The sequence below is a fragment of the Streptomyces sp. NPDC026394 genome (genome assembly GCF_055567735.1).
The window spans coordinates 258,852-284,126 of record NZ_JBVHPX010000006.1 but is presented as its reverse complement, the minus strand read 5'-3'; the positions used below and the strand labels follow the sequence as shown (position 1 = coordinate 284,126).

At 73.9% G+C, this 25,275-nt stretch carries 8 protein-coding genes and 1 pseudogene; 7 read left to right on the top strand and 2 right to left on the bottom strand.

Annotated features, from left to right (window positions below):
• Nucleotides 1–59: 59 nt before the first annotated feature.
• Entirely contained in the window at nucleotides 60–1,463 is a 1,404-nt protein-coding gene (locus tag ACZ4QV_RS17260; RefSeq protein ID WP_361148439.1) for an erythromycin esterase family protein, read from the bottom strand.
• 605 nt (nucleotides 1,464–2,068) lie between these two features.
• Nucleotides 2,069–4,285 (bottom strand): helix-turn-helix domain-containing protein, encoded by a 2,217-nt coding sequence (locus ACZ4QV_RS17255; RefSeq protein WP_467763075.1) that lies wholly within the window; start codon nucleotides 4,283–4,285, stop codon nucleotides 2,069–2,071.
• Nucleotides 4,286–4,658: 373 nt separating this feature from the next.
• Between ACZ4QV_RS17255 and ACZ4QV_RS17250 the strand changes: the two genes are divergently transcribed.
• From ACZ4QV_RS17250 to ACZ4QV_RS17220, 7 genes and pseudogenes are all read left to right on the top strand, one after another.
• Nucleotides 4,659–5,837 (top strand): RICIN domain-containing protein, encoded by a 1,179-nt coding sequence (locus ACZ4QV_RS17250; protein ID WP_361636587.1) that lies wholly within the window; start codon nucleotides 4,659–4,661, stop codon nucleotides 5,835–5,837.
• A 953-nt stretch (nucleotides 5,838–6,790) separates the two neighbouring features.
• Nucleotides 6,791–9,664 (top strand): helix-turn-helix transcriptional regulator, encoded by a 2,874-nt coding sequence (locus tag ACZ4QV_RS17245; RefSeq protein ID WP_361148433.1) that lies wholly within the window; start codon nucleotides 6,791–6,793, stop codon nucleotides 9,662–9,664.
• A gap of 345 nt (nucleotides 9,665–10,009) precedes the next feature.
• Nucleotides 10,010–11,059 (top strand): 3-deoxy-7-phosphoheptulonate synthase, encoded by a 1,050-nt coding sequence (aroF, locus tag ACZ4QV_RS17240; protein ID WP_361148431.1) that lies wholly within the window; start codon nucleotides 10,010–10,012, stop codon nucleotides 11,057–11,059.
• A 261-nt stretch (nucleotides 11,060–11,320) separates the two neighbouring features.
• Nucleotides 11,321–11,815: pseudogene (locus ACZ4QV_RS17235) on the top strand (winged helix-turn-helix domain-containing protein); the annotation flags it as partial.
• Between the two features lie 399 nt (nucleotides 11,816–12,214).
• On the top strand, nucleotides 12,215–13,210 hold the full coding sequence (locus tag ACZ4QV_RS17230) for a ParB/RepB/Spo0J family partition protein (protein ID WP_361148428.1): 996 nt from the start codon (nucleotides 12,215–12,217) through the stop codon (nucleotides 13,208–13,210).
• A 445-nt stretch (nucleotides 13,211–13,655) separates the two neighbouring features.
• Nucleotides 13,656–15,728: an ABC transporter ATP-binding protein gene (locus tag ACZ4QV_RS17225; RefSeq protein WP_361581598.1), complete on the top strand. Its 2,073-nt coding sequence runs from the start codon at nucleotides 13,656–13,658 to the stop codon at nucleotides 15,726–15,728.
• Nucleotides 15,729–15,852: 124 nt separating this feature from the next.
• A complete protein-coding gene (locus tag ACZ4QV_RS17220) occupies nucleotides 15,853–25,239 on the top strand; it encodes an amino acid adenylation domain-containing protein (RefSeq protein ID WP_467763074.1) in 9,387 nt (3,128 codons plus the stop codon).
• Nucleotides 25,240–25,275 lie beyond the last annotated feature (36 nt).

The following is a 25,275-nucleotide window of genomic DNA, read 5'->3' as shown; positions in this document are numbered from 1 at the left end:
GGCGCGGGACATCGGGCCGGTTGACCTACCGCACCACCGCCGCGCCGCGCGGCCCGGGGCTACTTGAGCATGCGGGCCGCCTTCACCCGGTGGAAGTGGATGACGACGTCGTGTGAGTCCGCGAGCCGGATCTGCGGGGCGTCCGCGATCCCGGGGTAGGTGGCGCCGATGTTCTTGACGGTGTGCGGCGCGGCGAGCCAGGTGCGGGCCGCCGCCGGGGCCTTGCGCAGGTCCACCACGAAGTCGCGGTGCCGTACCCGGTCGAGGGTGTGCTCAGTGGTGCCGGGCGCGGCCGGGCCGACGGTGAAGCGGTGGGCGCCGCCGTCCTGGCCGAAGGCGTTGAACGAGCCGCGGTCGAAGGTGAGGCCGACACTGAGGTAGCCGGTGCCCAACCGCTCGCGGAGGAAGTCGCCCTGGACCTTCGGGTAATGGTCGGGGACGTAAGTCCTGAGGCTGAGGTGGCTGTTGTGGGCGGCGAGCACAATTTTGTCGCCGGTCCGCTGCTGCCACCAGGCGACGTTCTCCGCCATGATCCGGTCGCGGTGGAGCATGGCGCCGGCGATGCTCTGCGGGTCGTCCAGGTCGAAGGCGAACAGCGTGGTCATCTGGTGGATCGCGGTGGCGTGCTGGAGGGCCCAGGCGTGCGCGTCGGCGTCGGTGCCCGTGCCGGGCCGCTGCTTGAGCAGGTCGACCGCCCGGCCGGTCCGCTCGGCGAGCTCCTTGCGTTCGGCCGGCGGCTTCGACAGGTAGTCGTTGACGTATGTGTCGGCGTCGGTGGCGGGCCGCAGGCCCCGGTACAGCTCGGTGAGCTTCGGGACGAGTTCGGGGCGGGCCTTGGCCGCGTAGGCGCTCACCTTGTCGTACAGCTCGGCACCGGCGAACCCGCCGTCGTCGCCGACGAAGCGGACCGGGTCCTTCGGGTGCTTGACGTTGTACGCGCGCATCCACTGGAGCAGATCGCGGTACTCGGCGTTGTTCCACCACCGGTAGGTGCCCTGGAACTCCTCGTCCATGATCTGCTTCAGGTTGCCCTTGCCGCTCGTGAGGTAGGCGTTGAGCCGCAGTCCGGTGCTCCACGGGGCTTCGAGGGCGAAGGCCCGGAAGCCCTTCTCCTCGACCAGGTACCGCAAGACCCGGTGCTTGACGGTGAAGAACTCGTGCGAGCTGTGGGTGGCCTCGCCCAGCCCCACCACCCGGGCGTCGCCGACCATCCGGCCGAAGGGGCGGAGGTCGGCCAGGCCGCCGCGGGGCTCGCTGGTGCGCAGCGGGTGGGCCACCCGGTCCAGGGCCGCCTCGGGGGCGCGGAACGCGGTGGCCGCGGCCTTCTCCGGGTCGGCGTGCGGGGCGGCACCGGCGGAGACCGATGCGGCGGGCGGGGTGGTGGCGGAGGCGGCCGGGGCGACGGCCAGGGTGGCACCGAGCGGGACGAGCAGGGCGGCGAGCAGGGCCTTGTGCGTGTTCATGGGCCCCAACTCTCCCCGCGCGGGGGCCACCGGACCATCCACTGCGCACCCCAATCGGCCGGGGGGTTAGCTACACCCCTCGATGGTGGGTGGAGCACTGGGGCCCTGACCCGGCTTTACGGATGGGCGCCCCCGAACCCGGCCCCGCTGCCGTCCCGGCATCCGGGGCGGGCCTGATGCGGAAGCGGTCCTTGCGACGGCGGAAGACGAGGCGCCGGGGCCCGTACTGGGATCTGCAGCCCGTGGCGTGGTGGTCGCCGTGAAGGAAGGCCGCCCTGGGGCCCTGTCAGGGTCTCGAAAGGGCCTGTTCGACAAGCGCCCGCACGGCGCTACCGGGAGCCGCGCTCAGCGGGCGTTGCGCACCGGATGATGCCTTCCGGTTGGCGCGACCGGGTCCGCGGGACCGTGGAGAGGCGGTCGGCGCAGGGAGGAGCGGCAGGCTTCCCCCTGCCGGACAGGCTGAGGGTGTGCACGTCGCCGCACACCACTTCCCTCCGGCTCCGGCCCAGCACGGCCCAGAAGTGGGCATCCAGCCGAGTCTGCGGGCCCGAGCAGGAAGAAGGCCGCCGGGCGCGGCCGCGGGCGGTCGGCGGCGAGTTGGCGGTTCACGCCCGGATGGACAGGCGTGCGAGTGCCGCGTCGTACCGTGCCTGGAATCCCGCGTCGGCTGATACACGCAGCAGAGCGCCGAGCGCCCGTACCGCGCCGTCGTCGTAGCCGGAGGACTCCGCTTCCCGGGCCGCCAGGTCGAGTTGCCTGATGCCCTCGATTTCGTTGCCGAGCCCCAGCAGCGCCTCTCCCTTCACCATCAGCAGCAGGGTGTGGGGGATGTCGGTCGTGCCCGGCCGGTCGTGGAGGGCCAGGGCCTGGGTCGCGGTGTCGAGGGCCCGGCGCCATCTGCCGGCGTCGGCCCAGTGGCGGGCGAGGTGCTGCAGGGCCAGTTTCTCGGTGGTCCGGTCGCCGGCCTGACGCGCCAGCCGAACCGCCCGCTCGCACCCCTGCGCGGCCTCGTCCAGGCGGCCGAGCGCCGCTTGCGCCATGGCCACAACGAGCAGGGCGTTCGCCTCGGCCACCGCGTCATCTGCCCGGGAGGCCAGGGCGCGGGCGGCCTCCAGGTGGGTGAGCGCCTGCGGGATGCGCCCTTCCTCGATCAGGATCCAGCCGAGCACGTTGAGCACCCGTGACTCGCCGTGCTGGTCGGCGTCGGCCCGGGCCGCTTCGAGCGCGGTCTCAAGGAGCGGGGCCCAGCCGTCGCGCACGCGCCACACGATCAGCGGCCACAGCGTCAGGACGATCCGCCAGGTCCGCTCGTGCAGTGCGGCGGCGTGCGCCGCGGCCACCGCCAGGGTGAGGTCGTCCCGCTCGGCCGCGTACCAGGCCACGGCGGCGGACCGGTCGCCGAACTCCCGCACGGCGGCGGGCGGCAGGTAGTCCCTGGGCAGCGGGAAGCACTCCTCGTTGCCGGGCTCGGCCGCGGCCACCGCCGCGAGGCCCGTGGCGATGTAGTGGTCGAGCACGCGCTTGAGCGCATCGGGCCCGGCGTCCAGGCTCCGTGCGTAGAGCCGCACCAGATCGTGCATCGTCCAGCGGCCGGGCGCCGTCTCCGTGACGAGGTGCGCGACGGCCAGCCGCTCCAGACAGGCCTCGGCGGCTACCGGGTCCGTGTCCGCCAGGGCCGCCGCGGCATACCGGTCGACGTGCGTGCCGGGATGGCGGCCGAGATGGGCGAACAGGCGGGAGACCGGCCCCGGGAGCTGGTGCAGCGTCACCCGCAGCGCCGCCCGTACGCCGGTGTCCTCCACCTCCAGCAGGCTCAGCCGACGCGTCTCGTCGGACAGCTCGGCGGCCATCGCGCCCAGCGGCCAGGCGGGCCGTTGCGCCAGCCGGGCGGCCGCCACCCGCAGCGCCAGGGGCAGCCCGCCGCACAGCTCGGCCAGCCGTCGCGCAGCCGCCGGCTCCGCGCGTACCCGTTCGGCGCCGAGGACCTCGGCGAGGAGCAGCGTGCCCTCCCTCGGCCCGAGCACGTCCACGGCGACGGGCCGGGCGGTGTCGGTGACGATCAGCCCCGGCAGCCGGTGTCTGCTGGTGACGACGGTGACGCAGCGGCGCCCGCCGGGCAGGAGCGGTCTGACCTGCTCGGAGTCCCGCGCGTTGTCGAGCACCACCAGGAGCCGGCGGTCGGCGGCCAGCGACCGGAACAGCGCGGCCGCGCCGTTGGCCGACTGAGGTATCCGGCCGTGCGCCACACCGAGCGCCGGCAGGAACTCGCGCAGCACCTCCATGAGAGAGGGCTCGCCCTGGTCGCCGAAGCCGCGCAGGTCGGCGTAGAGCTGCCCGTCGGGAAACCTCGCACGGCTGTGGTGGGCCCAGTGCAGCACGAGCGCCGTCTTGCCCACCCCGGCGGGCCCGATGACCAGGCAGACGGGCGCCTCGCCCGCAGCGGCCCGGGACACAGCGGCCAGCTCCGCCGCCCGCCCGTGAAAGCCGCGCGGCGCCCTTGGCAGCAGATCGGGCGCCCCCGCCACGGTATCCACTACGGCGACAGGCGGCAGTACCTCCTTGGCGGGGGCCCGGCGGGGCCGTCCCAGGCTCGCCAGGCGCTCCAGTTCCCTCGCGTCCTGCGGGCTCAGCCGCAGGGTCGTGGCCAGGGCGGACACAGTCCGGCGCTGCGGCCCACGGGAGTGGCCGCGCTCCATGTACGACAGGGCCCGCACGCTGATTCCCGCCGCCTGCGCCAGCTCCTCCTGGGTGAGCCCGGCGCCCTGGCGCAAGCTGTGCAGGAGCGCGCCGAAGCCGCCCGCGGCCGGTGTACCGGTACCCATGCTCAAAGCCCCCACAACGCCAGGGCCCACCGGATGCGCAACCCCACCCGCAAAAGTATGCAGCACCCTACTTTTGCCGGTGGATTTTCCTGTTGCGCCCAGGTTCCGTCGGGTTGACTCAAGGGCGCACGAACGCGGGGCCGGCCCCACCCGGCCGCCGCGCTCCGTCACTTCACGTACCCCGTGTCCGCCGGTGATCCCCGTGCCGAACACCACCGGGAGTGGACCCACCGGTGTCACCAACACGCCTTGCCCGCGCCGCGACATCCACCTCTCCCCGGCCTTCGCGCACACCGACGAACCCACCTAGGAAAGGCCTGCTCCGATGTCATTCACCCTGTCCGAGGCGCGAAGAAGGGTCCCTGCGCCAGTCGTGGCACTGGCCGTTCTGCTCGGCCTGCTCATCGGATATCCCGCTCCGGCCGCTCATGCCACTCCGCCCGACGAAGAGACGGTAGCGACGTACAACTCGCAGGGCTACAGACCGGATGATCTGAGGACTCTCACCAGGCGCAACACCATCGTCATGGTTCAGGAGGCGGGTCCCCGCCCGGCGCAATGGAGCTACATAGGCTGGCACGATCGGGGCACCTACCGCGTTCACCAGTACGAATGGCGTCTGGGCGGCAGGGATGGGGTCCGGCATGTCTACTGGCTCTCGGGTGACCCGAACGGAGGGACCGGCGGCCGGGTCAATCTGATGATCATCACGCATCGGCTCGCGGACGATGTGTACGTCGCTCCCCCCGGCCGGAACGGGGCGCGGCCCGCCCTGGGCCTGCGCTTCGGTGACGACATCTACTACTCCGTGCACGCACAGGCGTCCGGCACCCAGAACGAAGCCCCCGACCTGCTCGCGAACATCGCGAATCAGGCACGCCAGGCGGGGAACCACGGTTGGACGGCGGTAGGAGACTGGAACCGTGACCCGAGCGCGATGCGTGGGGCGATCACCCTGCAGGCCGGGTTCATGTTCAGGTACGGGGACAGCACTCAGCAGAGTGGCGGGGAGCTGGACTACATGATCACCTCTCGTAACATGCCCAACTACTTCGCGCGGCGGTCCGCGGGCATGAGTTCGGACCACTACCCCATAGAATTTCGCGGCCACCGCTACCACGACGAGTGGATGGGCCTCGAAAGCGCCAGTGATCTCAACAGTGTCCTGGGCATCGAGGGACGCAGCCCGGCGAACGGCACGCGGATCGTCCCGGTCACTGACAGTTACATGGCCGACGTCACCTGGCGCACGCGGGGCGCCGGGCGCGGCCACGTCAATCTCGTCAACAATCAGACCCAGAAATGCATCGATGTCTCCGGCGGCAATGACGCCACCAGCGGAAGCTCCCTCAACGAATGGGACTGCGCCGGACAGCTCAGCCAGGAATTCCTTGTCTTTCAATATGGCGGGCATCTTCAGCTTCTGCACACGAGGACCAATCTGTGCGTGACCATGATGGGCGACAAGCGCAACAGATACCCCGCCTTGAACAAGTGCACCTCCTCGAATGACACCCAGTACTTCATACCGAGGTTCCGTGGCGACTCCTGACCAGTGACACGCGCGCGGCCGGCAGCCCCCCGCTGCTGGCCGCGCGCTCCCGCAGGCACCGCTGCCCGGCGGCGCCGGGGCTCGCGAGGTCGAGACCGGCGGGGCCGACGCGGCGTGCGACCGTTCCGTGGCCCTTCAGGGCACCGAGGTCGGCCATGCGTGTTCTCGGACGTTGGCGGTGCGCTGTTCGTCAGGCAGGCCGATCCAGGAGGGCGAGGACTCGCTGCCCACGTAAGTCCGCTGCCGGAACCGGTCTGTCGTGGGCGTCTGTTGCCATGCCTTGATCTCCTCGGGTCGTCAGAGATCAAGTCTGCCGTTCAAGCTGCCGGTTCCGGGGTCTTTTCCCGACAACTCCGACCTGTCCAGGCTCGGAGCCGCTGCGGTCCGCCCTGTCTACCGCGAGATCATTGTCAGCGCCTTCCGAGGGTGCAGTACGGCATCTCGTGGCGTCACGGGCCTGACCGTTCCCCACGCCAGTCGCCGGCCGGTCGCTGCCCCGAAGGCCGAGCCCGCCGCGATGTGACTGAGGCCGTGGAGGCGGCCGGCGCTCGTGGGGTGTTCAGGGGCGGCGGGGCGGGTGGTGTGTTCGGGTGAAGAGGGGGTGGTGTATCTGATGGGGTGGAATTCTGGAGCTTCTCCGGCGCTTTTCGTTACGCGTAGTAAGGGTTTTGGGGGAGGTCGCGGGGAGGGGTTCGGAGGAGAATGGTGGACTTCTGAAATACTTTCCGGTGCGGCCTGGTCGGGGGGGCGGGCCGGGGTAATGTTGAGGTAATGCGGAACATGTCAGATGGGGCGGTCGGCGCCGGGGTGCGGACGCGGGCGGTGACCGTTTCGGAGGCCGGGGCAACCGGTCGGTGTGGAATTCCTGTGACCGTTGGAGCCGAAGGGTCGGTTGCGGCTGGATTCCCGTCCAACTGAACAACGCGAGTCCGGATACGGGGGTGAACCGGCTCATGAGGTTGGTGGAGCGGGACACGGAGCTCTCCGTCCTGGAGGGCCTGCTCGACGCCTGCGCGGCCGGGCGCGGGGGAGCGGTGGTGGTCAGCGGCGCGGTGGGCAGCGGCAAGACGGCCCTGCTGCGCGCCTTCCGGGAGCGGGCCGCGCCCACCGGGGCCTTGTGGTTGCAGGCCACGGCGGCCGCGGCGGAGAAGGACGTGCCGCTGCGCGCGGCCGGGCAACTGCTGCGCACCGCGGAGCTGGCCGGCGCGGGCGCGGGACCGGTGGTGTGGCTGCCGCCGCCGGCCGGGGGCGGTGGCGCGCCGGTGCGGGCGGCCGCGGGGTCCATTCCCGCGGAAGTCGCCGTGAACGTCATTCCCCGGGTGTGCGGCATTCTGCTCGCGCAGGCCAGGAAGCGGCCGGTCGTCGTGTGTATCGACGATGTCCATCAGGCCGACGCCTATTCGTTGGAATGTGTGCTGTACGTGGTGCGGCGGCTGGCCGTCAGCAGGATTCTGGTGGTCCTCGGGGAAAGCAGTGGTACGGCCTGGGAGGACAGTCCGGTGCGGCGGGAATTGCTGCGCGGTCCGGCGTGCAGATTTCTGCACGTCGGTCCGTTGCCGCGGGACGGTGTCGTCGCCATGCTGGCCGCCGGGCAGAAAGGGCGGCGTTCGGCGCCGCCCGTCGCGGAATTCCACCGGCTGAGCGGCGGCAGTCCGCTGCTGATGCGGGCGCTGCTGGACGACTACGCGGACGCGGAGCGGGCCGGGGGCGCCGGACCGGTGCCCGGTGAGGCGTACGAACGTGCCGTGGCACAGTGCCTGAGCCGCGGCGACGACCTCACGCGCCGTACCGCGTGGCTGCTGGCGGTGCTCGGGGAGCGGGCCGCGCACGGCGGGTTCGCCGAACTGCTCGGGGTGCCCCGCCAGGCCGGCGAACGTAGCCTGCGCGCCTTGCACGACATGGGGTTGCTCGCCGATGGCCGGTTCCGTCACGAGGCGGGACGGACGGCGGTGCTGCGGCGGGCGGAACCGCCGCGCAGCGCGCGCCTGGAGGCCCGCGTCGCCCAGGTGCTTTACGAGCACGGTGCGCCGGCGACCGCACTGGCCCGTCATCTGGTGGCCGCGGAGACCGTGGACGCGCCGTGGGCGCTGCCCGTGCTGCTGGAGGCGGCGGAGGCGGCGCTGGCCCGTGACGAGGTGGGCACCGCGCTGGACTGCCTGCGCGTGGCCAGGGACGGCTGTGCGGACGAGCGGCAGCTGCTGGAGGTCAGGCTCGCCCTGGTACGGGCCGGGTGGCGGGTCGATCCGTCCGCCGCCGTACGGCACTTGTCGGCGCTCACCGACGCGGCACCGGCCGGGCGGCTCACGGCGCGCGCCATGAAGGAGTTGGTCGGCCATCTGCTGTGGTTCGGCAGGGCGGACGATGCCTTGGAGGTTCTGCGGATCGTGGAGGAGAAGGAGGGCGACGAGGGGGAAGAGGCGGAAGAGGAGGGAGGCGGAGCGCTGGAGCCGGTGCGGTTCTGGTTCGCCTACGGGTATCCGGGGCTGGCGGGGAAGTACCGCGCCGAGGTGGCGGCGGGCCCGTACCGAGGTACGGCGGCGGGCGCCCGGGCCTCCGGCCTGACGCCCGAGCAGGACAACCAGCAGCGCGCGCTCGCCCTGATGGCTTCCGTACTGGACCAGAGGGTTACCGGCGACGTGACCGGCCGTGCGGAGCGGATCCTCCAGGAGACCCGGCCGGAGGACCGTACCCCGGCGGCGGGGCTGGCGGCGCTGGTCGCGCTCATCGTCGCCGACGGGCTGCCGGAGGCCGCCCGCTGGTGCGAGATCCTGCTCGCGGAGGCGCGGGAGCACCGTACGCCCATGTGGCAGTCGCTGTTCGCCTCGGCCAAGGCGTTCATCGAGATCAGACTCGGCGAGCTGGCCGCGGCGGAGGAGTCGGCGCACACCGCGCTCACCGTCGTCCCGCCCGAAGGGTGGGGCGCGGCCGTCGCCGTCCCGGTCGCCGCGCTGCTGTACACGAAGGCCGCCACGGGACGGCTGGACGAGGCGGCGGCCCACCTGGAGGTCCCGGTGCCCGACGCGGCGTTCCGGACGCCCGCCGGGCTGCTGTATCTCTGGGCCCGCGGTCACCACCAGTTCGCCGCCGGCCGGCCGTATGCTGCGCTGGAGGACTTCCACCGCTGCGGCGACCTGATGGCACGGTGGCGCCTGGACCTGTCCGGGCTCGTGCCGTGGCGGACGGACGCCGCGCAGGTCCATGTCGCGCTGGGGGACGACCGCCGCGCGCGGGCCCTGCTGGAGGAGGAGCTGGTCCGTACCGGGCGCCGCCCGCTGTGGACACGGGGCGTCGCGCTGCGGGTGCTGGCGGCGCTGGCCGAGCGCGCGGACCGGCCGCGGCTCCTGGGGGAGGCGATGGACATCCTCCAGCGCGGCGGGCACCGGCTGGAGCTGGCGTACGCGATGGCGGAACTGTCGTACAGCTACTGGGACGTGAACGACGACAGCCGGGCACGGATCGCGGCGCGCAAGGCGCAGCAGCTGATGCGGGAGTGCGGCATCAAGGCGCCCGTCCTGAAGGCGTCGCCGGTCGGTGCGGCGAGCGCCGGTCCGCCCGAACGGTCCGGGGCGGGCTGCGCGGGACGCCCGCCCGCCGAGCTGAGCGGCGCGGAGCTGCGGGTCGCGACGCTCGCCGCCCGGGGCTACACCAACCGGCAGATCGCCGGGGCGCTGTTCATCACGATCAGCACCGTGGAGCAGCACCTGACCCGGGCGTACCGGAAGCTGGGTGTGCAGCGCCGTACCGACCTGGCGACGCGGCTGGAGCCGGACACCGGTCTCGACGGGTGCGGGGACGGCGCTCAGCGGGACTGCCTGCGTGCCGGGTAGGCGCGGGGCGGGCGGGAGCGGGGGACGGGCGTGCGGAGCCGCGGTGCATGTTGCGCGGTTGGACAGCCCGGCGCGTGCGTGTGGAATCATTGACGGTGAAAAGAAATTCCGCGAACTCCATTGCGGGACAAGGGAGTTGTCGTGTTCTGGCAGCGCGACCGGAGTTGGCGGGCGGGTGCGTACCGGGGCCGGCGCCGGAGGCGTCCGGGGCGGCGGTGCCGCGGCCGGACGGCCCGTACGAGCCCCGGCATCTGGTCCGGCGCACGGCGGTGCGGGCGTGCGCCGGACTCTCGTCCCACCGCATCCGGCCGGCCGGTGCCGGCCACTCAACGGGAGGAACCCCTCATGGTGGTGGTGATGGCCCCCGGGGCCACGCAGGAGGATGTCGACGCCGTCGTCGGCCTGGTGCGCTCGGCGGGTGGTGACGCCTTCGTCAGCCGGGGGGTGACCCGGACGATCGTCGGACTCGTCGGGGACGTGGACGAGTTCGAGGCGCTCAACCTGCGCAGCCGCAGGGGCGTCCTCGACGTCGTACGGATCTCCGTGCCCTACAAGCTCGTCAGCCGGGAGCACCACCCCGCCCGGTCGGTCGTGCGGGTCGGCGGTGTGCCGATCGGGCCCGACACCCTGTCCGTCGTCGCGGGCCCGTGCGCGGTGGAGTCCGCCGAGCAGACACTCGCCGCGGCGCGGATGGCCCAGGCCGCCGGGGCCGCGATGCTGCGCGGCGGCGCGTTCAAGCCGCGCACCTCGCCGTACGCCTACCAGGGGCTGGGCGAGACCGGGCTGCGCATCCTCGCCGACGTGCGGGCCGAGACCGGGCTGCCGGTGGTCACCGAGGTCATCGACCCGGGCAGCGTCGAACTGGTCGCCTCCTACGCGGACATGCTCCAGGTCGGCACCCGCAACATGCAGAACTTCGCGCTGCTCCAGGCGGTGGGCTCCGCGGGCAAACCCGTGCTGCTCAAGCGCGGGTTCGGCGCGACCATCGACGAGTGGCTGATGGCCGCCGAGTACATCGCGCAGCGCGGCAACCTGGACATCGTGCTGTGCGAGCGCGGCATCCGCACGTTCGAGACCGCGACCCGCAACACGCTGGACATCAGCGCGGTGCCGGTGGCCCAGCGGCTGTCGCACCTGCCGGTGATCGTGGACCCGTCGCACTCCGGCGGCCGCCGGGAGCTGGTCCTGCCGCTGATGCGGGCGGCGCTGGCGGTCGGCGCGGACGGCGTCATGATCGATGTGCATCCGGCGCCGGAGACGGCGCGGTGCGACGGTGACCAGGCGCTGCTGGAGGCCGACATGCGGGAGATCGCCAGTACCGCCACGATCCTGTCGCCGCTGATGGGCCGGACGCTCACGCAGCCGGTGCCGCAGGCGGCGGCCGTCGCCTCCTGAGATTCCAGGAGCCCCGGCTCCTCCCGGCGGGGTGCGCACCGCCGGTAGGGGTACCCCGACAGGCGGCCGGACGAAAGCGCACACGACCCACCGTCCGGCCGCTTGGTACAGGCCAATTTCCGCGCCGGCGGCCGGACGGACGGGACGCCCGGGGACCGGTGTTCCCCGGTGCACGGCGCCGCCCGCGATAGGGGTAGCGGCGCTGAACCCGTGATGTCGCCGGAGGCCGGCCCGTCGCACATCTTGGGGTATGTCGGAGAGATGCGATACGCACAGGGCGGCGGACTGACCGCCGAGCGGCGGGAGTTCCGCGAACGGCTGCGGCTGAAGGCGGTCGAACGCTTCGCGCGGGGCGAGACCAACGCGGTGATCGCCCGGGAGCTGCGGGTGAGTGTGCGGTCGGTGCAGCGGTGGCGCCGGGCCTGGCAGCAGGCGGGGGAGCGGGCGCTGGACTCGAAGGGGCCGGCGTCCCGGCCGCGGCTGAGCCCGGCCCAGTTCCGCCTGCTGGAGGCGGAACTCGCCCGGGGCCCCGCGGCGTACGGCTGGTCGGGGGACCGCTGGACGCTGGAGCGCATCCAGGCCGTGATCGTGCGGCGCTTCCGGGTCACGTACACGGTGCAGGGCGTACGCAAGCTGATGCGCCGCCACGGGTGGACGTACGTGCCGCCGGTGGCCGGCGGGGAGGGACGGGAGCCCGGTGGCTGGACGCGGGCGGAGGACGGGCGCGGGGGGCGCGCCCGGCGGGGAAAGCGGGCCGGCTGACCGGCTCGCGCGTCCACCGGTGTCGCGGTGGCGGGGCGGGAGCCGAAATCGCCGATTCCGGTGCCCGGGGGAATGCGACATCGCGGGTTCAGGCACTTCAGGTAGGGGTGCCCCGTAGATAAAGGCACTGTTAGAGTATGTATCTGAATGGGGGAAGATGGTTTGTTTGAATATGTGTTCCGCTTCGCGTGGGGCGTTTTCTGCGGTTCGGGAACCTTCCTCCCCCGCCGGGAGTTGTAACCGGTCGAGAAGCGGGGGTGGGTTCTACACACCTGAACGGCCCGGTGATGTCCTACTCAGGCCGGCATCGCCGAAGCACGGGCCTGCCGTACGTCGTTAGGGTGCGTCAGCGCGAGCTTGCGCACGGGGGAATCACAACGCGAGGAGCCTGGAGTGGAACCTGGGCAGGCGCACCTGGATATGCAGACGGTCGTCGAGGTGGAGATCAATTCTCTCTCGGTGGCCGGCTCTCCGCGTATATCCGGGGAAGACACCGAACATGTGGAGATGCTGACGGTGGCACAGGCACCGCTGCCGCCCATCATCGCGCATCGCGCGACGATGCGGGTCATCGACGGCGTCCACCGACTGCGCGCCGCGGAACGGCGCGGCGACGACAAGATCGCGGTGCGGTTCTTCGACGGTGACGAGGCCGACGCCTTCGTCCTCGCCGTCGAGTCGAACATCACGCACGGCCTTCCGCTGTCCATGGCGGACCGCAAGAACGCGGCCGAACGCATCATCCGTTCGCACCCGTTGTGGTCGGACCGGATGATCGCCTCGGTCACCGGAATCGCGCCGGGCACCGTCGCGGACATCCGCCGGCGGGTGGCGGGCGCGGCGTCCGCGGGGCGCGGCAGGATCGGCCAGGACGGCCGCTTCCGGCCGCTCAACGGGGCCGAGGGCCGCCGGCTCGCCGGCAATCTCATCGCCGAGAACCCCGGTCTGTCGCTGCGGCAGATCGCGCGGGCGTCCGGGATCTCGCCCGAGACGGCGCGCGACGTCCGCAACCGGCTGCGCCGGGGCGAGGAGCCGCTCCTGAAGGGGCGGGGCCGGCCGGCCAGGGCACCGCAGGAGCAACTGTCCGCCGGGCCCGCCGACGCGGGCGACGGCGGTGACGGCAACGCGCCCGTCCGGATGCCCGTCCAGGACCGGACGGTGGTGGTCCGCCGCCTCAAGGTCGACCCGGCCCTGCGGTTCAGCGAGACCGGACGGACGCTGCTGCGGCTGCTGAGCATTCACACGATCAGCGCGGAGGAGTGGGACGACATCATGGCAAACATTCCTCCGCACTGCAGCGGCATCATCGCGCAACTGGCCCGGGAATGCGCGGACATCTGGGCGGACTTCGCCCAGCGGGCCGAGCGCAACGTCGCCGAGGCCGTCTGACAGGCGGCCGCACCATGTCCAAGTGAGGAACGCGGCCGGTTGGACGAATGCCGGGCCGGCCGCACCCGATGAGAATGCGCGATACGGTCGGTACCGGCGGGCGCCCGCGAAAGCGCCGCCCGCCGGGCCGCCCGGCACCCGGCACCGTGAATTCCCCGGTGCACCGGTGTGCCGGGGGCCGGTGCTGCACTTTCACCTTTTTCCGTGGCCGGGCGAGAAATCCCTGGAGCCGCCCCGGGCCCATCGGCCTGGCTGGCGGGAGTTGATATGGGTATCGTCGAAAAGGCGCACGGCAGCAGGACAGCATTCCGGTCACCGCATCCGGTGGGCCGGCCTTCGTGAAAGCCCGCCGAACATGACGGATCGGGCGCCCCTCGGGGTGCCGCCTTTTCCATGCGGTCCGACCGCATGACCAGGAATCCCGACCCAGGAGGTTTCCGCTGATATGTTTGCCGGACAAGGCTCGGGCATCATGCTGGCGACGTACGACGACCCGGGCAATTCCACGGCTTCGCAGCGGCTCCGGCCGGGAACGCTCCGCCGGATTCTCGCGTATGCGAAACCGCATTCCCGCGAGAGCGTCCTGCTGTTGCTGCTGACCGTGGTGGACTCGCTCATCGTCGTCTCCACCCCGCTGCTCCTCAAAGAGCTCATCGACGTCGGCATCCTCCAGAAGGACACCACGGTGCTGACGGTCATCTCGCTCGTCGTCGCGGGGCTCGCCCTCCTCGACGCGGGGCTGCAACTCGCGCAGAGCTGGTACTCGGGCCGGATCAGCCAGGGCGTCAGCTACGACCTGCGGGTGCAGGCGTTCACCCACGTACAGCGCCAGCCGCTGGCCTTCTTCACCCGGACCCAGACCGGGTCCCTGGTCAGCCGGCTCAACACGGACGTGGTGGGCGCGCAGCACGCGCTGGGCACCCTGCTGGGCTCGCTGTCCAGCGTGTTCACGCTGGTGCTGGTCCTCGGCAGCATGTTCTACCTGTCGTGGCTGGTCAGCCTGATCGCGCTGGTGATCCTGCCGGTGTTCATGATTCCCGGCGCGCTGGTCGGGCGGCGGCTGACCCGCTACTCCCGTGAACAGATGCAGATGAACGCCGAGATGGGCGCGACCATCGGCGAGCGCTTCAACGTGGCGGGCGCGATGCTCTCCAAGCTCTTCGGCCGCCCGCACGAGGAGGCGCGGCTGTTCGCCGAGCGCGCGGGCAAGGTGCGCGAGGTCGGCGTCACCTGGATGGTGCTGAGCCGGCTGACGGTCATCATCATGACGCTGCTGGCCGCCGTCGTCACCGCGCTCGTCTACGGCCTCGGCGGTGCCATGGTCGTCGACGGCACCTTCCAGGTCGGCACGCTGGTGGCGCTGGCCGCCCTGCTGGCCCGCCTGTACGGCCCGATCACCCAGCTCTCCAGCATCCAGGGCGAGGCGCACACCGCGATGGTCAGCTTCGACCGGATCTTCGAACTGCTCGACCTGAAGCCGCTGATCACCGAGCGGGAGAACGCCACCGACCTGCCGGCGCCGGACGACGGAGCCGCCCCCGAGATCACCTTCGACGGGGTGTCCTTCCGCTACCCGAAGGCCAGCGAGGTCTCCCTGGCGTCCCTGGAGTCGCACGCGCTGCCCGCCGACGAGCGGTCCCAGGAGTCGCCCGAGGTGCTGCGCGACATCAGCTTCACGGCGCCGTCCGGCAAGCTCACCGCGCTGGTGGGCCCGTCCGGCGTGGGCAAGACGACCGCCACGCACCTGGTGTCGCGGCTGTACGACCCGTCGGCGGGCAGTGTCCGCATCGCCGGGCAGGACCTGCGCGACGTCACCCTGGACTCGCTGCGCCGGACCGTCGGTGTGGTCTCCCAGGACGCCCACCTCTTCCACGACACCATCCGCAACAACCTCACCTACGCCCGCCCCGGCGCCACCGAGGAGGAGCTGATCGAGGCGTGCCGGGCCGCGCAGATCTGGGACACCATCAGCTCGCTGCCCAGCGGCCTGGACACGGTGGCGGGCGACCGCGGCTACCGGCTCTCGGGCGGCGAGAAGCAACGTCTGGCACTGGCCCGGCTGCTGCTCAAGGCCCCCTCGATCGTGGTCCTCGACGAGGCGACCGCACACCTGGACTCGGAGTCCGAGGCGGCCGTCCAGCGGGCCCTGAAGACGGCGCTGCACGGCCGTACCTCCGTCGTCATCGCGCACCGGCTGTCCACCATCCGGGAGGCCGACCAGATCCTGGTCTTCGATGAGGGCGGCATCCGCGAGCGGGGCACGCACGAGGAGCTGCTGGCGGCCGGCGGGCTCTACGCGGAGCTGTACCACACGCAGTTCGCCCGGCAGGCGGTCAACGGCAGCGGGCCCGAACCGGCCGGGCCCGGTTCCGAGGAGGAGCGCAGCCCGCAGGAGGCCGCGCCGCAGATGATGCCGGGCGGCATGGTCTTCTTCGACGGCTCCGGGCCCGGCGACGGCGGCGGCGCCCCGGGTGGCGGGGTGTGGCACACCAACGGGCCGGGCCCCGGCGGCCGCTGAGCCGCCGACCGACGGCCGCCGGGCGGCCGCGTACACGGGGAACGACGCGCCACCGCCGCGGGCGACCGCCGCGGTGGCGCGGCAGGCAGAAGCGAGCAACGGGTTGTCCGTCAAAGGGGGAGAAATGGAAGGCCAGGCACAGTTCACTGCGCCCCTGACCGCTTGCCAGGAGGGGACGTGGCTGGCCCAGCGCGCGGAGAACCCGCCCCGGCAGTACGACATCAGGCAGTACGCCGATGTGCTGGGCCCGCTCGACACGGACGTCTTCCGGCGGGCGCTGCGGCAGGCCGTCGCCGAGACCGAGGCGCTCCGGCTGCGGTTCACGCAGGACGGCGGCGTCCCGGTGCAGGTGATCCGGGCGGCCGGGGAGAAGATCGCGCTGCGGCACGTCGACCTCACCGACGAGAACGCACCGTGGGAGGCGGCGCAGGCACTGATGCGCGCGGACGGCCGGCACCCGGCCGATCCCACCGAAGGGGACCTCTGCGCGCACGTCCTCTTCAAGCTGGCCCCCGACCGGTACGTCTGGTACCAGCGCCACCACCAACTGCTGGTCGACCACTTCGGGAGCACCCTGCTGGCCCGCCGCGTCGCCGCTCTCTACAGCGCGACCCTGCGCGGTGAGCCGTACTGCCCGCCCGGGCACGTCCCGCTGCGCGAGCTGTGGGAGCAGGAGGCCGCCTACCGGGAGTCGCCGCGGCACGAGGCCGACCGCCGGTACTGGCACGAGCACTTCGCCGACCGGCCGGAACCGGCCACCGTGCCGGGCCACCGGTCGGTGAGCCGGGACGCCCGCCCTCGCGCGTCCGGACACCTGTCGGCCGCCGGCCGGGAAGCGCTGCGGACCGCCGCCGACCGTACGGGGGTGAGCCGCGGCGCGCTCGTCGTCGCCGCGGTCGCCACCTTCGTGTGTCGCACGACGGGGGCGGAGGAGGCGCTGCTGAGCTTCCCGGTCGACGGGCGTACGGGTCCGGCGGCCCGGCGGACGCCCTGCGCGACCGCCAACGTGCTGCCGCTGCGGCTGCCCGCCCGGCCCGGCGACAGCCTCGCCGGGCTGGCCCGCGCCGCGCAGCGGGAGATCGACGGGCTGCTGGAACACCGGAGGTACCGCGGCGAGCGCCTGCACGCCGAACTGGGGCGGCCGGGCGGCCGCCGTGACTTCGGCCCTTCGGTCGCCGTCCCGGCGAACGGCACGGACCTGCGGTTCGGCGAGGCCCGGGGCGCCCTGCACGACCTGCCGGGCGGGCCCGTCGAGGCGTTCTCCGTGGTGCTGCGCGAGCTGCCGGACGACGCCGGGACGAGTGTCGTCCTCGAAGCCGACCCGGCGCTGTACGACCAGGAGTGGGCCGGGGCGGGACACCGGGCCTTCGTCCGGCTCCTGGAGCAGGCGGCGGCCGAACCCGAACTGCCCGTCGGGCGGTTCGGGGTGCTGGGCGCGCCGGAGCACGGGCTCGTCGTGGAGGGCTGGAACGCCACGGGCGCCGAGCGGCCGGGCACCTCGGTGCCGGAGCTGGTCGCCCGCCAGGCCGCGCGCCGGCCCGGCTCCGTCGCCGTGTCCGACGACGAACGCGCCCTGACGTACGCGGAGTTGGACACGGAGGCGGGCCGTCTGGCCACGTACCTGATCAGCCGGGGCGTGACACGCGGGAGCCGGGTCGCCGTGCTGATGGAGCGCTCGGCCGGACTGCTGGTGGCGCTGCTCGGAGTCTGGAAGGCGGGCGCGGCGTACGTGCCGGTGGACGCCGCGTACCCGGCGGAGCGGGTGGCGGTCATGCTGGCCGACTCGGCGCCCGCGGCCGTGCTGTGCACCGGGAGCACCCGGGCCGCGGTGCCGCCCGGCGTGCCCGCCGGCGTCGTGGTGCTGGACGACCCCCGGACCCGGGCGGCCGTGGCCGGGAGCCCGGCGCAGGCCCCTGCGGTCCGGGTGGGCCCCGAGGACCTGGCGTACGTGATGTACACCTCCGGCTCGACCGGGGTGCCGAAGGGTGTGTCGATGCCGCACGGCAGCGTCGCCGGGCTCGTCGGGCAGCGCGACTGGTCCGTCGGCGCGGACGACGCGGTGCTGATGCACGCGCCGCACGCCTTCGACGCCTCGCTGTTCGAGGTGTGGGTGCCGCTGGTGTCCGGGGCGCGCGTGGTGGTGGACGGGCAGGGCGTGGTGGACGGGCCGCGGATCCGTGCGGCCGTGGCGGCGGGGGTCACGGCGGTACATCTGACCGCGGGCTCGTTCCGGGTGGTGGCCGAGGAGTCGCCGGAGTGCTTCGCCGGGCTGCGCGAGGTGCTGACCGGGGGTGACGTGGTGCCGCCCGCCGCTGTGGCGCGGGTGCGCGCGGCCTGCCCCGAGGTGGCCGTACGGCATCTGTACGGGCCGACCGAGGCCGCCCTGTGCGCCACCTGGCACCGGCTGCGGCCCGGTGATCCGGTGCCGTCCGTACTGCCGGTGGGCCGCCCGCTGGACAACCGCCAGGTGTACGTACTGGACGCGTTCCTCCAGCCCGTACCGCCGGGCGTGACGGGCGAACTGTGCATCGCCGGCACGGGCCTGGCGCGCGGCTACCTCTCCCGCCCCGGCCTGACAGCGGAACGCTTCACCGCCAGCCCCTTCGTCCCCGGCGAGCGGATGTACCGCACCGGCGACATGGTGCGCTGGACCGACGACGGCGAACTGGTCTTCGTCGGGCGGGCGGACGCCCAGGTCAAGGTGCGCGGCTTCCGTATCGAGCCCGGGGAGATCGAAGCGGCGCTGGCGGCCCACCCGGCGGTCGGCGAGGCGGTGGTGGTGGCCCGCGAGGACCGGCCGGGAGAGCGCCGGCTGGTGGCCTACGTCGTGGCGCAGCCCGCGTCCGACGGCGGGTCGCGGGACGGTCAGCCGTCGCGCGACGAGCGGCCGTTCCGCGACGAGCCGGGCGGCGAGCGGGCCGCCGCGGGCGCGGGCAGCGCTTCGGAAGCCCTGCTCACCGGGGAGTCCGGCGGCAGCGCGGGCGCGGCGGGCCGGGACACCGGCGCGCTGCTCGCGGCGCTGCGCGAGTTCGTGGGCGGGCGGCTGCCCGAGTACATGGTGCCGTCGGCGTTCGTCCCGCTGGACGGGCTCCCGCTGACCGTGAACGGCAAGGTCGACCACCAGGCGCTGCCCGCACCCGACTTCACCGGCAGCGGGTCGGCGCGGGAGCCGCGCGGCGCCGCCGAGGAGACCCTGTGCGCGCTGTTCGCGCAGGTGCTCGGCCGGGAACGGGTGGGACCCGAGGACAGCTTCTTCGAGCTGGGCGGCGACTCGATCATGGCGGTGCAGCTCGCCTCGCGGGCGCGCCGCGCCGGGCTGGTGCTGACCACACGCCAGGTCTTCGACGAGCGGACCCCGGAGCGGCTGGCCCGGGTGGCCCCCGCCCCGCAGGCCGGGCCGCCGGACGCGGACACGGAGACCGGCGAGGTGCCCTGGGCGTCGCTGAGCCCCGCGCGGGGCGGGAACTTCGCGCGCTGGGCGGTCCTGGCGGCCCCGGACGGTCTGCGGCCGGAGTCACTGCGGGCCGCAGTCACCGCCCTCCTGGACACCCATGCCGTACTGCGCGCACGGACCACCGACGGGGGCAACGGCCCCCGCACGGTGGTGCCCGCCCGCGGCACGGTGGACGCGACGGCACTGGTCACCCGCGAGTCCGTGGCCGCGGCGGACCTCGGCCCCGCCGCCGAACGCGCGGCCCGCGAAGCGGTGGCACGGCTCGACCCCTCGGCCGGGGCGAACCTCCGGGCGACATGGCTGGACGCGGGCGCCGCACAGCCCGGCCGCCTGGTGCTCGCGGTCCACCACGCGGTGGCGGACGCGGCGTCCTGGCGCATCCTGGTCCCGGACTTCGTGGCCGCGTGCGAGGCCGCGGCCGCCGGCCGCACGCCGGCGCTCGGCCCGGTGGGCACGTCCTTCCGGCACTGGGCGGGCCTGCTGGCCGCGCAGGCGACCCAGGAGCACCGGGACGCGGAGACGGACGGCCCGCGCGCCGGCACCCTTCCAGAGGGGGGCGCCCCCGCGAGCACAGCGGCGGACGCGGACGCGGAACCTGCCGGAACGGCGCGCCGCATGGTCTGGACCGTGCCGCCGCAGCAGACGGCGGCGCTGGTGGACCGGGCACCCGCCGTGTTCCACTGCACCGCCGACGAGGTGCTGCTGGCCGCGCTGGCCGCAGCGGTCGCCCACGGGCGCGAGGGGCGTGCGGACGCCCGTACCGGTGTCCTGCTGGACATCGAGCGGGACGGCCGTCGCGGTGGCCCGGACGGGCTCGACCTGTCCCGTACGGTGGGCCGGTTCACCCGTGTGCACCCCGTACGGCTGGACCTCTCCGGGACCGCCCTGAGCGAGGTCCTCGCGGGCGGCCCGGCGGCCGGGACGCTGCTCAAGTCGGTGAAGGAGCAGGTACGTTCGGCCCCCGACGGCGGCGATGGCGACGGCGACGGCTTCGGCCACGGCCCACTACGGCACCGCCACCCGGAGACGGGCACCGCACCGGCCGCCTCCGCGTCCCCCCGCATCGCGTTCAGTTGCTCGGGACGCCCGGAGCGGGGCGGCGCGCAGGTCACGGCCGGAGCCGTGGCGACCGGCCGCGACGCGCCGTCCCCGTACGACCTGGAAGCCGGGGCGGCGATCGGTACGTCCGCCGCCGGACCCACCCTGACCCTCACGCTCACCTGGCGGCACCGGGACGAGCACGGCCAGGCCGACGCGGCGGCGCAGCGGCTCGGCCGCCGCTGGGTGGAGATGCTGGGCGGCCTGGCCGCCCACGCCGCCCGGCCGGGAGCGGGCGGCCACACGCCCTCCGACTTCCCGCTGCTCGCCCTCACCCAGGACGGCGTCGCGGAGCTGGAGGCCGTCGTGCCGCGGCCGGCGGACATCTGGCCGCTGTCGTCCCTCCAGGAGGGGCTGCTGTTCCAGTCCTCCTTCGAGGAGGAGGGCCCGGACGTCTACGAGACCCAGTGGATGCTGGAGCTGTCCGGCCCGCTGGACGCCGCCCGGCTGCGCGCCTCGTGGGAGGCGCTGCTGGACCGGCACGCCGCGCTGCGCGCGAGCTTCCACCGGCGCGCGTCGGGCGAGGCCGTCCAGGTCGTGGCCCGTGAGGTGCGGCTGCCCTGGCGGGAGATCGACCTGTCCGGCCTGTCGGAGGCCGACGCGCTCTCCGGCATCGAGGAACTGGCCACCCGGGAGCAGGAGCGCCGCTTCGACACGGCGGCGGCGCCGCTGCTGCGGCTGCTGCTGATCCGCCTCGGCGCGGACCGGCACCGGCTCGTCGTCATCAGCCACCACATCCTGATGGACGGCTGGTCCATGCCGGTCCTGCTGGCCGAACTGGCCGAGGTCTACGCGGCGGGCGGCGACGCGTCGGCCCTGGCCCCGGCCGCGTCCTACGGCGACTACCTCGCCTGGCGCGCCCGCCAGGACCAGGACGCCGCACGGGCCGCCTGGGCCGCCGAGTTCACCGGCGCCGACGAGCCGACGCTCGTCGCGCCGGGGGCGGCCGACCGGGGCCCGGTGGACGCCGGCCACGTGATCACCGACATCCCCGAACGGACCACCCGCGGCCTCACCGGGCTGGCGCGCCGCCACGGTCTGACCGTGAACACGGTGATGCAGGGGGCCTGGGCCCTGGTGCTGGCCCGGCTGGCGGGCCGTACCGACGTGGTGTTCGGCGCCACCGTCGCGGGCCGGCCGCCGGAGCTGCCCGGCATGGAGTCCATGGTCGGTCTGCTGATCAACACCGTGCCGGTACGGGTACGTCTGGACGCCGCGCAGCCGGTGCTCGGGCTGCTGCGCGACCTCCAGGAGCGCCAGTCCGCACTGGTGGCCCACCAGCACCTGGGCCTGCCGGAGATCCAGCGGCTGGCCGGTCCCGGCGCCGTCTTCGACACGCTGGTCGTGCACGAGAACTACCCCCGCGCGATCGCCGCGCCCGGCTCCCCGGACGCGCTCTCCTTCGCCGTCCTGGGCACCCGCGAGGCCACGCACTACCCGCTGACCCTGGGCGTCATACCGGGCGAGCGGCTGCGCGTGCACGTGGCGCACCGCCGCGGCCAGGTGGCGGCGGACATCGCCGAGAAGCTGGTCGGGCGGCTGGTGCGGGTCTTCGAACAGCTCATGGCGGACTGCTCGGTGCCGGTGGGCCGGGTCGGTGTCCTGGACGCGGACGAGCGCGCGCTGGTCGTGGCGGACTGGAACCGTACGGACGCGCCGGTGACCGTGGCGACGATGCCCGAGCTGTTCCGCGCCCAGGCGGAGCGCACCCCCGGCGCCGTCGCGGTGCAGGACGGGCACGAGGCGCTCACCTACGCCGAGCTGGAACACCAGGCCGGGCAGTTGGCCCGGCACCTGACCGGGCACGGCGTGGGCCCCGAGTGCCGGGTGGCGGTCGTCGTCGAGCGGTCGGTGGCGATGGCCGTCGCCGTGCTGGCCGTGGCGATGGCGGGCGGTGTGTACGTACCGGTCGACCCCGCATACCCGGCCGAGCGCATCGCGTTCGTGCTGCGGGACGCCGGACCGGCCGTCGTGGTGTGCACGACGCGCACCCGGGCCGCGGTCCCGGCCGGTGCGTACGGCGGCACGGTCGTCCTGGACGACCCCACGGTGGCCGCGGCGGTGGCGCGCCGGGCGGGCGGCTCGCTGTCCGACGCCGAGCGGCCCGCGCCGCTGCACGCCGACCACGCGGCGTACGTGATCTACACCTCCGGATCGACCGGTGTGCCCAAGGGCGTCCTGGTACCGCACCGAGGGCTGGCCAACCTCGTCGCCGACCGCGTCGGGCGCTACCGCATCGGCCCGGACAGCCGCGTCGTCCAACGCGTCTCGCCCAGCTTCGACGTGTCCATGGGGGACATCTGGCCGGTGCTGTGCGCGGGCGGGCGGCTCGTGCTGGCCCCGACCGGGCAGGAGTCCTTCGGCGAGGACCTGGCCGACCTGCTGCGCGAACGCAAGGCCACCCACGTGGTGCTGCCCGCCGCGTTCCTGCCCCAACTGCCGTCCGACGGGCTGTCCCGGCTGCGGGTCCTGGTCACCGGCGGCGAGCCGATGACCGACGAGGTACGCCGCCGCTGGTCCGCCGGACGGGAGCTGTTCAACGAGTACGGCGTCACCGAGGCGACCGTCACCTCCACCGTGACCGCGCCGCTGGACGCCGGCAGCGCGCCCGCGATCGGCCGCCCGATCACCAATTCCCGTGCGTACGTCCTGGACGCCTTCCTCCAGCCGGTGCCGCCGGGTGTGGTCGGCGAGCTGTACGTGGCCGGGGTGAACCTGGCGCGCGGCTACCTGGGGCGCGCGGGGCTGAGCGCGTCGCGGTTCGTGGCGGACCCGTTCGCGCCCGGCATGGGGGTCCCCCCGGCCGAAGGCTGGGGGAGGATGTACCGGACCGGGGACCTGGTCCGCTGGACCGGCGACGGCGAACTGGTCTTCGCCGGGCGGGCGGACGCCCAGGTCAAGGTGCGCGGCTTCCGTGTCGAACTCGGCGAGGTGGAGGCCGCGCTGGCCGCGCACCCCGCGGTGGCGGACGCGGTCGCGGTGGTCCGTGAGGACCGCCCCGGCGAACGCCGGCTGGTCGGCTACGCGGTCCCTGCCGGTCCCGGCCTGGACGAACGGTCCGTCCGTACGCATGTCGCCGGGACCCTGCCGGACTACATGGTGCCCGCGGCCGTGGTGGCCCTCGACGAGCTGCCGAGGACCCCGAACGGGAAGCTGGACCGCGCGGCGCTGCCCGCGCCCGACTTCGCCGGACAGGTCACCGGCCGGGAGCCGCGTACCCCCGCCGAGACGGTGCTGTGCGCCCTGTTCGCCGAACTCCTGGGCCTGGACCGGGCCGGCGCCGAGGACAGCTTCTTCGAGCTGGGCGGCGACTCGATCACCTCGCTCCAACTGGTGGCGCGGGCCCGCCGGGCCGGGCTGCTGCTCACCTCCCGCCAGGTCTTCGACGAACAGACCCCGGAGCGCCTGGCCGAGGTGGCGGAGCCGGTGACGTCCGGCCCCCGCGCGGACACCGCGGGCGCGGGCACCGGCGAGGTGCCGTGGACACCGGTGATGCGGCTGCTCGGGGAGCGGATCACCGGTGGGCGGTTCGCGCAGTGGATGACCGTGGGCGCCCCGGCCGGACTGGGCCGGGACGTGCTGGCCGCCGGACTGGCCGCCGTACTGGACACCCACGCCATGCTGCGGGCCCGGGTGGTGCCGCGCCCCGGCGGGCCGGTGCTGGCCGTCGGCGGCCGGGGCTCGGTGGACGCCGACGCGCTGGTCACCCGGGTGGACGTGGCCGGGGCACCGGACACCGGCCTCGACGGCCTCGCGGAACGGGCCGCCGGAGAAGCGGTCGGACGGCTCGACCCGGCCGCGGGCGTCCTGGTCCAGGCGGTCTGGCTGGACGCGGGACCGCACCGCACCGGCCGGCTGGTGCTGGCCGTGCACCACCTCGCGGTCGACGGCGTGTCCTGGCGCATCCTGCTCCCGGACCTGCGGGCCGCCTGCGAAGCGGTGGCGGCCGGGCGCGCACCGGAACCCGACCGCGTCGGTACGGCGTTCCGGCAGTGGGCCGGACTGCTGGCCGCGCAGGCGGCACAGCCGTGGCGGGTGGCGGAACTGCCGCACTGGACCGCCGTACTCGACGGACCCGACCCGGTGCTCGGCGCCCGCACCCTCGACCCGGGCACGGACACCCAGGCGACCGTGCGTCACCGCACCTGGCAGGTGCCCCGGGAGCAGGTGGCGGTCCTCGCCATCCGCACCCCCGCGGTCTTCCACTGCGGCGTGCACGAAGTGCTGCTCGCGGCACTGGCCGCGGCGGTCGTGTGCGCCCGGCCGGTCACGGAAGCGGCGGCCGGGGTCCTGGTGGACATCGAGGGGCACGGCCGGGAACCGGTCGCCGGGGTCGACCTGTCCCGGACGGTGGGCTGGTTCACCAGCGTGCACCCCGTACGGCTCGACCTGTCCGGTGTGGACCTGCACCAGGTCATGGCGGGCGGGCCCGCGGCCGGAGCGCTGCTCAAGGCGGTCAAGGAACAGACGCGCGCGGTGCCCGGCGACGGCCTCGGCCACGGGCTGCTGCGCCACCTGAACCCGGAGACCGGCCCCGTGCTGGCCGCCCTCCCGGCCCCGCAGATCGGCTTCAACTACCTCGGCCGGTTCCCCGCGGGCGCGCCCGCGGGCACCGTCCGGCCGTGGGAAGCGGCGGGCAGCACCGCACTGGGCGGCTCGGACGACCCGGACATGCCCGCACCGCACGCCCTGGAGGCCGGCGCGGTCATCCGCGACACGCCCGAGGGCCCCGCGCTGACCCTCACCGTCGGCGGGCCGGCCGGCGTCCTCGACGACGCGGCCGTCACCCGCCTGGGCGGCCTCTGGAAGGACCTGCTAGGCGGCCTGGCCGCCCACACGGCCGCGCCCGAGGCGGGCGGCCACACACCCTCCGACTTCCCGCTCCTGGACCTCGGCCAGGACGAGGTCGAGGAGTTCGAAGCGATCGCGGCACGGCTCGAAGGGGGACTGTCGCTGTGAAGACCTCACCACCCGCCACGGCACCGGCATCCGGCA

Coding starts and splice junctions, on each gene's coding strand:
- ACZ4QV_RS17260 (WP_361148439.1), bottom strand. CDS start 1,463: ATGAACACGCACAAGGCCCTGCTCGCCGCCCTGCTCGTCCCGCTCGGT.
- ACZ4QV_RS17255 (WP_467763075.1), bottom strand. CDS start 4,285: ATGGGTACCGGTACACCGGCCGCGGGCGGCTTCGGCGCGCTCCTGCAC.
- ACZ4QV_RS17245 (WP_361148433.1), top strand. CDS start 6,791: ATGAGGTTGGTGGAGCGGGACACGGAGCTCTCCGTCCTGGAGGGCCTG.
- aroF (WP_361148431.1), top strand. CDS start 10,010: ATGGTGGTGGTGATGGCCCCCGGGGCCACGCAGGAGGATGTCGACGCC.
- ACZ4QV_RS17225 (WP_361581598.1), top strand. CDS start 13,656: ATGTTTGCCGGACAAGGCTCGGGCATCATGCTGGCGACGTACGACGAC.
- ACZ4QV_RS17220 (WP_467763074.1), top strand. CDS start 15,853: ATGGAAGGCCAGGCACAGTTCACTGCGCCCCTGACCGCTTGCCAGGAG.